Raw genomic sequence first — 12548 nt, forward strand, 5'->3', positions numbered from 1 at the left:
AGCAACAAACCCTCTCTTAGCAAATACCGCTATTTGGACCCATAGGCGCTGACGTCAGACACTTTGTATTCATGCCCCCCTTGGTGCGCCCGATCAGACGTCCACGTCCTCCCTTTTCCATCGCAAGGCTGGACGTCGTGCGATGGGCTTGGACAAAAGTTGCATCAATCATAACAGCCTTCTTTTCACTGTGATTCCACCAGCTTCAACTCGATCTCACGCAGCAGCTTTGGGATGCTTCATATGAATGCCGCTTCCTCGCCATACCAACTCCACCTCTCACAGACTGTCTAGTCGCACAGTTACAGGGCGCCAGGACAGGGTTGATTTGACAACCATTACACCAATGCTTCGCGTATCTTTGCCAACCCGAAGTTAAGCGCTTGTTCGGCGGAAATGCGTGGCGGAATGATAAGCTCATCCGGGTTAACCTCCACCACGACGACGGCCGGACCGGGATGTTCAATCGCTTCCCTCAGCACCGCATTCAATGCTCCGGGTTGATCGACACGAAACCCCCGTGCCCCACAAGCATCTGCGAATTTGACAAAATCAGGGTTCACCAATTCAATCGAGTGTTGGGGTAGCCCTTTGGCTTCCTGCTCTAAAGCTATGAATCCCAGACTGTTATTTTCAAAGACGACACAGGTAATTGGAAGGTCATAACGGGTGGCCGTTACCAGATCGGCCATAAGCATAGCGAACCCTCCGTCACCGGCAATCGCGACAACGGGCCGATCAGGATAGGCAAGCTGTGCGCCGATCGCGCCCGGCAATGCAAAGGCCATTGAGGCATAAGACGCCGAAAGGGTAAAACGCTGGTCCGGGCCCACCCTGAGATGGCGGGCAGACCACGCAGTTGTGGTCCCCACATCGCAAAGAAAGATGGTATCATTCGGCGCAACATCCGAGAGCTCCGCCATGACGCGCTGGGGTTTGATGGGGGTAGCGTTGGATTCTTCCGACTTCCTGTGCGCCTTCAGCTCCTTTTCCTTTTCCTTCAGAATATCGTCCAGAAAACTGCTGTTTGGATTGGCGTCCACCTTCTCGAGCAGCATGTCCAACGTTGGTTCGGCATGCCCATGGAGCGGCGCGGAAATTGGGGCGCGCCTGCCCATCCTGCGCGGATCCGGTTCAATCTGAATGATCGGGGTCTTTGTGGGATAGAATGTGACGTAGGGATAGTCGCTGCCCGCAAGGATCAGGAGATCACATTTTTCCATAACTGACGAACCAGTAGAGGACCCAAGCAAACCAAGCCCACCGACACAAAGCGGCTCTTGTTCATCAATCCAGTCTTTGGCCCGCAGGGTTCTGACGATTGGTGCGTTAAGACGTTCAGCAAGTTCTAGGATCTTGGGTCGCGCTGACGCCGCCCCAATACCCGCCAGAATGGCCGGTTTCTTGGCTTCGGCTATTAGTGCTAATGCCTTGTCTAGCGAAGGAGTGCAAGGTCTGATCTGTCCAAGGTCAGAGCCTAGATCTAAATCCTTCCGGAACTTGGTCACCTTCTTTCCCGCAACATCCGTAGGGACACAGACATGGCTGACACCTCCGGCTGAAAGAGCTGCTTTACAGGCTTCAAGTGTGAGCTTAAGCGCCTGATCAGGTACCATGACGGTTTGGGTGAATTCGGCGACATCACCAAACAGCTGTTCGCTGTTGATCTCTTGAGGATGCCCGGTCCCGATGAATTCGGTTGCGACCTGACCAGTGATAGCAATGACCGGCGCGTGATCCTGTTTTGCGTCATAAAGGCCGTTGAGCAGGTGCACCGCACCCGGTCCGGCAGTGCCCATACAAGCGGTCAGGCGACCCGTCAGTTTTGCCTGCGCGGCTGCCATGAACGCGCCCGCTTCTTCGTGCCGGACAAGTATGAACTCCATATCGTTGCGGCGTGAAACGGCAAAGGTGAAATCATTTATTGCATCACCGGGCACGCCAAAAATTTGCCGCACACCGTGACATGAAAGAATCTCCAGGATCTGGTCGGCTACACGCATTGCTCTCTTCCTTTTAACGAAAGCGGCCTCTTGTGATCTGGCTACCCTTTTGAGTTCAGGCAATCAGCGCCGCTATTTGAATCGGGCCAAAACCTCTGGCTTTGTTCCACCTTTTCATCGCGAAATATCTGGCCCGGGCCGTGAGTTTCGCGCCCCTCTTTCCGGGCAAGGCGATCAACATGCAGGGCACAAGATCGGATTTGCTCAGGTCCAGAGTAGAGCAAACAGTTCTCGACCCTGAGGCCGCCGTTGAGGGGCCAATCGGGGATTCAGTTCATCAGGCGGCAACCCTCGCCAGGGCGCATTTCGACCAGATTTCGCTGAGAGCCGATACTAGATGTCGGATATCTTCATCACTATGAAGGGGCGAGGGTGTGATACGAAGTCGCTCGGAACCCAGGGGCACCGTTGGGTAGTTGATCGGCTGAACATAGATGCCGTATTGATCCAGAAGCAGGTCCGAAATCCATTTGCATTTCTTAGCATCACCCACAATCACCGGGATGATGTGACTTGGATTGTCCAGATGTGGGATGCCCACACGGTCTAATTGTTGCCGGACATCGCGCACCCGAGTTTGGTGGCGCATCCGTTCGATATCACTGCCCATCAGGTGCCGGATCGATTCCGCTGCCCCCGCAGCGATTGCGGGCGGGAGCGCAGTTGTAAAAATGAACCCGGATGAAAATGAGCGGACGAAATCGCACATCTGTTCCGAACCCGAGATATAGCCGCCCAACACGCCAAACGCCTTCCCAAGCGTTCCTTCGATGATGGAAATGCGCTCCATGAGGCCCTCGCGTTCGGCGATGCCGCCGCCATGTGGGCCATACATCCCGACCGCATGCACCTCATCGAGATAGGTCATCGCGCCGAACTTATCCGCGACATCACAAATCGCGGCAATGGGGGCGATGTCACCGTCCATCGAATAGACGCTTTCAAAGGCGACCATCTTGGGGGCAGCAGGATCATCTTGTTGCATCAGCCTTTCGAGGTCTTCGGGTGAATTGTGCTTCCATATCCTTTTCTTGCACCTTGCATGCCGAAGGCCCTCGATCATGGATGCATGGTTCAACTCGTCTGAATAGACGATCATGCCAGGGATCTCGGATGCGAGTGAGCTCAGTGTTGCCCAATTTGAAACATACCCGGAAGTGAAGAGGAGTGCGGATTCTTTGCCGTGCAGTTTCGCCGGAAGCTGTTCAAGGATCACATGATAGTGATTGGTGCCCGAAATATTCCTGGTGCCGCCCGCACCCGCGCCACAGCGATCCAATACGTGTTTCATCTCTTGAATGACTTTAGGGTTTTGCCCCATCCCCAAATAATCATTGGAACACCACACGGTTATGTCGCTGCATTTCCCGTCTACGCAATAACGGCTTGCCCTTGGCATATCCCCGCAGTGCCGTTCGATATCATTGAAACTGCGGTAGTTGCCGGCGTCGCGTAAACCTGCCAATGCGGTTTCAAAAAATGCGTCAAAATCCATCTGTCCCGCCAATTTTGTTTCTGTTCAATCGAAATCGGGACGCTTTGACATCCCCCGATCAAACTATGTGCCGCAGAAATCCAGCGTTCTTTCAAATACTGTAAGAAGTTTCAGAATCCTGCTTCTGACGTGTTTTGACGATGGCTTAAAACCTAGAGGTACTGGCTGTGTAAGGCCATACTGAACAGCCTGATCTGCGGTTTCTGCCCATGATCACCGTCAGGTTTCTGGGGAACTACAGCGCAGGATTAAGGGCTTCCGCGGCTCAAAAATATTGATCACACTGTGATTTCGACAGCCAGTGTCTGTGACTTTGGACGGCTCTTCGGCCCGCAAGAATATGTGATGTCCGACAGAATATGAAAGAACCCTGTAAGTCTGACGCCTAGGCTGAACATGCTTTTGCCCGCGTCAATACACACGGCAGCCAGATGGGCGATAGTAGTGTTTCTTGCCTGATTTTCGTGGCTGCAGGCAAGTCGATGAACATAGTGAGCCCGTGTACGCGTTAGGTCAGAGATTGGCATCTGGCATCGCCAGCGGGGTCCCACAGAACAAGGATTTTTTTAGCCTGCAATTGACCAAAAACGAACCGCTAAATCTGACCACTTGAGCTGACGCTCATTCCCTTTGGAGGATGCAATGAACTACCTAGCCCTTAGCAAACAAATACTGGGAATGGTCGTGCTGCCAGTTTATCTTTTGGTGGTCCCGATGTCGGCATTTGCGCAGGAAGGCGATCCGGTTGCCGGTGAAAAAGTCTTTCGCCAGTGCGCAAGCTGTCATCGCGTTGGGGAAGGTGCGAAAAACGCTACTGGCCCTGTTCTTAATGGTGTTGTGGGGCGGCCCACTGCTTCCTTTGAGGGTTATAAATATAGCGATAGCCTGACGAGCGCGGGCGAGAATGGCCTTGTCTGGTCCCCCGAAGCGATCTTTGCCTGGCTTGCCAACCCCAGAGATTTTATCCGGGCCTACACGGGCGATCCCGAGGCGCGGACCAAGATGTCATTTAAACTGGATGACGAACAGCAGCGCAGAGATGTGATTGCGTACCTCGGCACATTGTCCACGCAAGAGGCCGCCGCGGATGGCAGCAGCATGAGCCATGGCGACACACCGTTTGATGAAGCAATGGCTACCGGTAACGCTGATCATTTGGCCGATATGGAGCGGGTCAGACAAGAACTGGTGCTGCCTCCAAATGTGCCCAAGCATGATCAGGTCGCAAAGGGTGGCCCCAAGATCGTAGAGATTGAGCTGATCGTCGAAGAAAAATCCTGGGTGCTGGACGGGGATGGAACAACCATTGTTGCCCTGACCTATAATGGCTCAATTCCAGCGCCGATGCTTATTGTTCATCAGGATGATGTTGTGGAGCTGACGTTGAAAAACCCAGAGTCCAATTTGATGGAACATAACATCGACCTGCATGCTGCGACAGGCGCATTGGGGGGTGCTGGTATCACTACAATCGCCCCCGGCGAGGAATCGACCATACGGTTCAAGGCGACCAAGACGGGGACTTTCCTGTATCACTGTGCGCCAGAAGGGTCGATGACGCCCTACCACGTTACGCATGGGATGACGGGCGCGATTACCGTGCTTCCCCGCGATGGGATCAAAGATGAAAACGGGAAGCTGCTGACCTATGACAAGATGTATTATGTCGGCGAAAACGATTTCTATGTACCGCGCGACGAAAACGATGATTTCAAAACATATGAAGATGCGGGTGAAGATCTGGGAGACTGGATTGAGGTCATGAAAACCTTGTTGCCCAGCCATGTGGTTTTCAACGGCCGTGTCGGTGCCCTGACGGGCGAGAACGCAATGATGTCGCAAGTGGGCGAAACCGTGATGTTTGTGCACGTCACGGCCAACCGTGATTCACGCCCGCACCTGATCGGAGGGCATCTAGATTATGCTTGGGAAACCGGCTCTTTCATTTCGCCTCCTATGCGGGATCTTGAAACGATGTTGGTGCGTGGGGGCTCCGCAGGGGCGGCGATGTACACATTCCTACAACCTGGTGTTTATGCCTACCTCAATCACAATCTGATTGAGGCGGTAGAGCTTGGGGCCGCTGGTCACGTCGTTGTCACGGGAGAATGGGATGATGAACTGATGCAGCAGGTCTATATCGGACCGTTGAAATGATCAGAAAATTGGTTGCCGTGCTGATCTGTCTAGGGATCGGCACCGCAGTCTTTCTTGCCATCGCTGCAAAAAACGACGCCTCTCAATCGGTTGCAACAGATGTTACCGGTTGGCCAGTCTTCCTGCCGGTTGCGATGCAGGATGGCCGGAAATTACATATCGCAGACAGTGAGGTCACCTGGCACCAGTGGCAACACTGTGTTGATGCGCATGTTTGCCCAGATATCCGTATGCCAAAAGGGGCCTCGCCTCTCCACCCGGTTACGGGGGTCAATTGGTTTGATGCGCAAAGGTATCTTGGCTGGCTGTCCGAGCAGATGGGCATGCAGGTACGGCTGCCAGATTACACTGAATGGTTGGAGTTTGCGGCAGAGGATGCCCCAATACCCAAAGAGAAACTGTTCACCGACCCCCGGATGGCCTGGGCGGCGGATTACGACATCACTGCCCCTCCCTCGGATGACCGGACAAAGGCGGTCGGCAACTTTGGTCGCAACACCAACGGCATCCAAGATCTGAAAGGCAATGTTTGGGAATGGACTGCCACAAGTTGCGGTGTGGCGGATGGTCGGGCAGTAACGTCCGTCTGCCAAGGTGGCGGACGTGTGGTGATGGGCGAACACCTCGCTGTGCTGTCGGACCTTGTCCGTGACCCCGGCAATGCCAGCTGTGGCGGTGGATTGCCGCCCGGCAACTTGGGTTTCCGCGTTGTCTACTAGGGATAAAAATCCAACTGTTTTTTGTCCCAATCGATCGGCAATAAGGAGCCGACGAAGACATTCAGAGTTGGCTAAGAATCACAGCAATAGCACGAAAAATATATTCTAAACAATGTGTTAGTAGTCATAAAATAATTATTCCCCTCTCGCTCTTGACTAAGACCCCTTCAGTTTTACCCTATAATTATAATATTAGTACACTAGCTATAACCCCTCCTGAAAAATGGGTGCAAGATGACTACCGAGAACGGTTCACATATTGAAAGCTTAAAAGTGGTCTTGGGTAAAACCTTCCGACTCTACGTGCAGACGCATGGCTATCACTGGAACGTTCAAGGACCACAATTCCTCAAATTGCACGAGTTATTCGAGGAGCAGTATGCAAATATGTGGGAAGCTCTTGACGAAGTGGCTGAACGTCTTCGGGCTTTGGGCGTTTCTGCGCCAGGTACGGTAACAGAATTGATGTCTCTTGCGGGTGAGCCGGAGGAAGAAAAGGCCCAGTCCGCAGATGACATGGTGGCAAAATTGATCCAAGCACATAGTGCGCTTGCTGAATGTCTTCGTGGTGCCTTTAAAGATGCGGAAGATGCTGTCGATGACGTAACAGCTGGAATGCTGACAGATCGTCTGACATGGCACGAAAAGACCTTGTGGATGTTGAGATCCGGAAGCGTCTGAGGTCGCAGGAAGTTTAAGTTCCTGCAGACAAAACGACTGTGGTACTAAGACTACCGAATGTAGTCTAAGTAGGTATGGTAATAATCCACCAACGATCGAAAGCAGAAACTCCACTGACATAGCAAGAACATGCTACTTAAGTTTCTCGAAATACGAGTTCTTAATGATGGCTTACGCTGATCTCACTCCTCCCTGACTACGTCGAGGTCGATCATGCTGAAGAAACTCAACCTCTCCCGTCGTCGACTCATTCTTGCCGCAGCTGTCTCCGCGTTGATTGTTGCATCACCTAATATTGTGCGTGCTGCCTTGCTTGGACATGAGGTTCGGGCGCAGACTTTCCATCAATTGGAACATGGACAAGTAACAGTTACGAACTTCGGCAATGTAAACATTCACAGCTACCAGAGCCCAGAAGTTATAGGATGTGTCACAACCCACATCATCGAAACACCCGAACGTTTGGTGTTTTTTGACGCACAGCGATCGGTTATTTTCGATCAGGAAATCAGGGAGTATAGTGAAGCGCTTGGCAAGCTAGTTGATCGTTTCATCATCCACTTACACCCAGATCATTGGTTCGGCGCCCACCAATTCCGTGAAGTCCCGATCTATTCTCTGGTTGAAATTATGGCTGAAATTAATCAGTCGGGCGAATTTTTCATCGAGATCAGTTTGCCGTCATTGGGGCACCATGTGCCACCATCTAAGGTGGTGCCAACAAACGTGATCCAGCGTGGCGCGAGTAAGATAATTGACTGTGCTGAGTTCGAACGCCGCTATGTGTGTGATGCTGAGGCGGATAATTTTTTGACGATCTACATGCCGCAGCAACAAAGCTATATAGTCCAAGATCTGCTTTACAACAACTGTCATCAATTTTGCGGCCATTGTCATTTTGACAGCTGGATCAACCAACTGAAAGGACTGCGACATGAAACAGGATTTGAACATATCTTGCCCGGGCATGGATCAAATGACGGTTCGCGTCAGTCGATTGATGATGCGATTATCTATCTGGAGCTTGTGAAGCGTATCTATGAAACCACCAGTAGCGGTGCGGCCTTAAGGGCCGCGATACTTGAGCGATATCCCTCCTATCGGGCAGCGGCAGTCGTCGATATTCAGAACCTCTTCCTCTACCCTGGCAGTCAGTAGCAGCATTCAAGAAAGGCCGCGCAGGCCCGCGTCGTTGACAGGTTTTAGGATATGTTTTCGCTGGCGGACTTGGTGCCGTCGAACAGGTTTTGTGACGCGGCCCGCAATTGAGGCGGCAGGCCATTCGTTAGCAATGGAGGAAACTCGCGAGGACAAGCCTTTGACACAGCATGATCTAACTTTGGAAAAGCATAAAATGGCACCAGCATCCGCACCAACAACGAAGGCATCTGATCTTTTCGTTCAGGCGCTTGAAAGAGAAGGCGTAAAGTTTGTGTTTGGCGTGCCGGGTGAAGAAAACCTCGATCTTGTCGAATCGCTGCGGTCCTCGGGCATCCGGCTGATCCTCACCCGGCATGAACAGGGTGCCGCATTCATGGCGGCCACATACGGGCGTTTGACAGGCAAGGCCGGTGTTTGTCTGGCGACGCTTGGTCCGGGTGCCACAAATTTCGCAACCCCAGCAGCCTATGCGCATCTGGGTGGATTTCCTCTGATTATGATCACCGGTCAAAAGCCGATCAAGAAATCAAAGCAGGGTCAATTCCAGATCATTGATGTGGTCAATCTGTTCAAGCCGATCTGCAAAATGTCCAAACAGATTGTGCATGGTGACACAATCCCGGCGCTGGTCCGCGAGGCGTTCCGCACCGCCGAGGAAGAGCGGCCAGGAGCTGTTTTGTTGGAGTTGCCGGAGGATATCGCCGAAGAGCAATGCAGCGAGCAGGTGATCGAGCCACACCAGCGACTTTATGCGGTGGCTGATGATGCCGTTCTTGACGAGGCAGTTGATCTGGTCAAACATGCCAAAATGCCCCTTGTTCTGATCGGGGCTGGCGCCAACCGAAAGGATGCGCGCCGCGCGATATCAGATTTTGTTCATACCACCAGAATCCCGTTTTTTGCCACGCAAATGGTGAAGGGTGTTGTTGATGAACGGTCTGATCTGTCGTTGGGCACTGCGGCGCTGTCGGATGGTGATTATGTGCACTGTGCAATTGATCGCGCTGATCTGATCATCAACATCGGCCATGATGTTGTCGAGAAGCCGCCGTTCTTTATGGAGGCAGGAGGCACAAAGGTCATTCACATCAACTATAGGTCGGCGCGGGTGGATCAGGTGTATTTCCCGCAGGTCGAAGTGGTTGGGGATCTGAAAGCATCAATTTCCCACCTGAAAGAGAAGCTTGGAGGAGCATTGGATTTCGACGCTTCCTACTTTGAAAAGGTCAGGAAAGAAGTCGAAATGCATCTTTCTGAAGGTGCCAAAGACCCCCGGTTCCCCATCATACCGCAGCGTTTTGTCGCTGACACAAGGCGGGTAATGGGCGACAGGGACATCATTGCGCTGGATAATGGCATCTATAAAATTTGGTATGCCCGCAACTACAAAGCCTACGAGCCAAATACGGTTCTGCTGGACAATGCGCTGGCGACAATGGGTGCTGGGTTGCCATCCGCGATGGCTGCTGCGTTTTTGAACCCTGATCGTCGCGTAATGGCGATTTGTGGTGATGGCGGGTTCATGATGAACAGCCAAGAGGTTGAAACGGCGGTTAGGCTCGGCCTCAACTTGGTCATAACCGTTTTGAACGATGGCTCCTATGGGATGATCCGCTGGAAACAGGTTGCTGCTGGATTTGAGGATTGGGGGTTGGAGTTCAACAACCCTGATTTCGTGAAATACGCGGAAAGCTATGGTGCCACGGGGCACCGTATCACAGCGACAGAGGATCTGGTTCCCGTGTTTGAAGACGCCTTTCAGGCGGGTGGCGTTCATTTGATCGACCTGCCAGTGGACTATTCCGAGAACCAAAGGGTTCTTATTGAAGAACTTTCTGAAAAGAGTTGCCTGACATGAACAATGTAAAGTCGGTACCATCTGGCGCAATCAGCGAAGTGGTCAACCCATTCGATCTGAAACCTATCGGAACCGTCACGCTAAGGTCGTGGGATCAGATTGATGGGTATCTGACAGCAGCAGCCCAATTGCACGCCAATCGTAAGAACTGGCTGCCCGCCCATAAGCGGATAGAAGTCCTTGGGAACGCAGCCAAGATCATGGAGGGTCGGTTTGATGAACTGGCGTTTCTTATCGCAAATGAGGGTGGAAAGCCGCTGGTGGATGCACGGATCGAGGTCGCCCGGGCCATTGATGGCGTTGGGTTGTGCATCAAGGAAATTCCCAACCTTGCTGGCACCGAAATCCCGATGGACCTGACCGCTGCAGGTGCGGGGAGAATTGCGTTCACTACTCGCGAACCGATTGGGGTGGTCGTCGCCGTTTCAGCCTTTAACCATCCGCTGAACTTGATTGTTCATCAAGTGGCCCCTGCCGTTGCGACTGGGTGCCCAGTGTTGGTTAAACCCGCAGCTGATACACCCCTGTCCTGTCAGGCCTTTGTTGAAATCATGTACGAGGCGGGATTACCCGAAGAATGGTGCAGTTTTGTGCCCTGTGACACTGTATCAGCCGAGCAGATGGTGACAGACCGTCGCGTTGCCTTTTTTAGCTTTATCGGTTCGGGGAAGATCGGTTGGATGCTGCGCTCCAAATTGGCCCCGGGTACGCGTTGCGCTTTGGAACACGGTGGTGCCGCCCCGGTAATCGTTGATGCAAGTGCTGACATGGAGGCAATGGTTCCTAGTCTGATCAAGGGCGGGTTCTATCACTCGGGTCAGGTATGTGTGTCCGTGCAGCGTATATTCGCGCCCAAGGACACGGCGCGTGATATCGCGGTACTTTTGTCGGAGGCGGCCTCAAAACTCGTTGTTGGCAATGCGATTGATGAAAGTACGGATTGCGGGCCACTTATCCGTCCCAAAGAGGTCGACCGCGTGGCCGATTGGGTGGACGAGGCCAGAACAACTGGTGCTATGGTCATGACTGGGGGGCAGAAAATCAGCGCGTCAACCTATGAACCAACGGTCTTGTTCCAACCACCCGAACTGGCACGCGTTTCGCAGGAAGAGATTTTTGGGCCCGTCGCATGTGTTTATGAATATGGTTCGATTGATGATGCCTTTAGGCGTGCGAATGCGCTGCCGCTTGCGTTTCAGTCAGCTGTGTTTACGAAAAACCTTGATACAGCGTTGAATGCTGTCAGGCAGTTGGATGCGACAGCAGTGATGGTCAATGATCACACGGCGTTTCGTGTCGACTGGATGCCCTTCGCGGGGAGAAAGCAATCCGGGTACAACACTGGCGGAATTGGGTATACGATGCAGGACATGACACAAGATAAGATGGCCGTGATACGGCTCTAAACCAGCATGGAATTTGCGTCTTTGGGTAAAATCTAAAACCTTAAACATCTGGCATGGAGATAAGGAGATCTGGCAATATCAGTTGCGAACGCCGTGTCATTGGGTCACGCTCATTAGCACCCTAGTAAACTCTGGAAAATCCCCTTATTTCTTCATGATGTGAGATGTGAGCAGGAAATGTCTAAGGCAAAAGCGAAGAATCCCCTGATACTTAGAGAGCAATTGTGTTTTGCGCTCTACTCAACGTCCCGTGCAATCACCAGGAAGTACTCGCATCTACTTACCAATCTTGGAGTGACGTACCCGCAGTACCTGACGTTGCTCGCCCTATGGGAAAACGATGGGATGAGCGTGAAGGAGCTGGCCCAAGCGTTGCGGATGGAGGGAGCAACGATGACCCCTCTTGTCCAGCGGATGGAGAAGCTTGGTTTGGTCATGTGGGAACGGAATTCGGATGATGAGCGACGCGTAAACGTAATGTTGACCAAGAAAGGCAGCAGCCTGCGCGCAAACGCGGTTTCAGTACCTCCGGCATTTGGCTGTGCAATTGGTGTAAGCGACGCTGAAGCACAAGCAATGATTGCTGAGCTCAAAAAAATACGAGGTCACTTGGAGTAACTGACAAGGGCCAGGACGGAAACTCCATCTATCAGTTCGAATGGCTAATGCACCATTGATATGGAGTCTAATCGTTGCTTGATAGCTAATGCACTAGCTAATCTACTCAATTACATCTCCACGCGGAAAGCATGCAATTATGAGGGCTTCTTGCGTCGACACACGCTCCTTTGGGGCTAACACCGTTACTGCATTCACCGAAGAACTCACAGTAAAGCCGTGGTTCTGGTAAACGGAGTATTCGTGGATGGGAGTTCATGGAGCGCAATTTCACCGCTTTTGCGTGAGTCGGGTCTGAGGGTCATTGTCGTTTAAAACCCATTGTATTCCCTGGCGGACGATGTGGTATACACTAACCATGCCATGGATTGTGGCAAGCGCCGCGCTTCGAGTGTCTTCCGTTTGATCCTTTCGCGTTGTTTGAGAATGGCTTTGTCCCGCCCGAAGTAG

Annotated in this window: 9 protein-coding genes and 1 pseudogene; 7 read left to right on the forward strand and 3 right to left on the reverse strand. The window is 52.4% G+C overall.

The genetic code is table 11. The annotated features are described in order from the left end of the window. Positions 1-61: 61 nt before the first annotated feature. The 3 genes and pseudogenes from Q1A75_RS22260 to hemA all read right to left on the reverse strand — a co-directional run. A pseudogene (locus Q1A75_RS22260) lies at positions 62-190 on the reverse strand (IS5/IS1182 family transposase); the annotation flags it as partial. Positions 191-338: 148 nt separating this feature from the next. Then, a complete protein-coding gene (locus tag Q1A75_RS22265) occupies positions 339-2003 on the reverse strand; it encodes a thiamine pyrophosphate-dependent enzyme (protein WP_299641301.1) in 1665 nt (554 codons plus the stop codon). A gap of 277 nt (positions 2004-2280) precedes the next feature. Beyond that, positions 2281-3498: a 5-aminolevulinate synthase gene (hemA, locus tag Q1A75_RS22270; RefSeq protein ID WP_299593094.1), complete on the reverse strand. Its 1218-nt coding sequence runs from the start codon at positions 3496-3498 to the stop codon at positions 2281-2283. Between the two features lie 642 nt (positions 3499-4140). Between hemA and nirK the strand changes: the two genes are divergently transcribed. The 7 genes from nirK (at position 4141) to Q1A75_RS22310 (ending at position 12098) form a co-directional block, all read left to right on the forward strand. Then, the gene (gene nirK, locus Q1A75_RS22280; protein WP_366142227.1) at positions 4141-5655 is read left to right on the forward strand and encodes a copper-containing nitrite reductase; all 1515 of its coding nucleotides are present in this window, start codon (positions 4141-4143) and stop codon (positions 5653-5655) included. Beyond that, entirely contained in the window at positions 5652-6374 is a 723-nt protein-coding gene (locus Q1A75_RS22285) for an SUMF1/EgtB/PvdO family nonheme iron enzyme (protein ID WP_299593097.1), read from the forward strand. Before nirK ends, Q1A75_RS22285 begins: the two co-directional genes overlap by 4 nt. 234 nt (positions 6375-6608) lie before the next feature. After that, positions 6609-7055, forward strand: coding sequence for a DNA starvation/stationary phase protection protein (locus Q1A75_RS22290; protein WP_299593100.1), 447 nt, complete (start codon positions 6609-6611; stop codon positions 7053-7055). A 213-nt stretch (positions 7056-7268) separates the two neighbouring features. After that, complete coding sequence (locus Q1A75_RS22295) at positions 7269-8213, forward strand: hypothetical protein (protein WP_299593103.1); 945 nt, start codon at positions 7269-7271, stop codon at positions 8211-8213. Positions 8214-8409: 196 nt separating this feature from the next. After that, the gene (locus tag Q1A75_RS22300; protein WP_299593106.1) at positions 8410-10074 is read left to right on the forward strand and encodes an acetolactate synthase large subunit; all 1665 of its coding nucleotides are present in this window, start codon (positions 8410-8412) and stop codon (positions 10072-10074) included. Continuing rightward, positions 10071-11480, forward strand: a complete 1410-nt coding sequence (locus tag Q1A75_RS22305) for an aldehyde dehydrogenase family protein (protein WP_299593109.1) — start codon at positions 10071-10073, stop codon at positions 11478-11480. Before Q1A75_RS22300 ends, Q1A75_RS22305 begins: the two co-directional genes overlap by 4 nt. A gap of 177 nt (positions 11481-11657) precedes the next feature. After that, positions 11658-12098 (forward strand): MarR family transcriptional regulator, encoded by a 441-nt coding sequence (locus Q1A75_RS22310; RefSeq protein WP_299593112.1) that lies wholly within the window; start codon positions 11658-11660, stop codon positions 12096-12098. Positions 12099-12548 lie beyond the last annotated feature (450 nt).

Origin of the sequence: uncultured Tateyamaria sp., from assembly GCF_947504105.1 — a bacterium.
Classification (GTDB): Bacteria; Pseudomonadota; Alphaproteobacteria; order Rhodobacterales; family Rhodobacteraceae; genus Tateyamaria.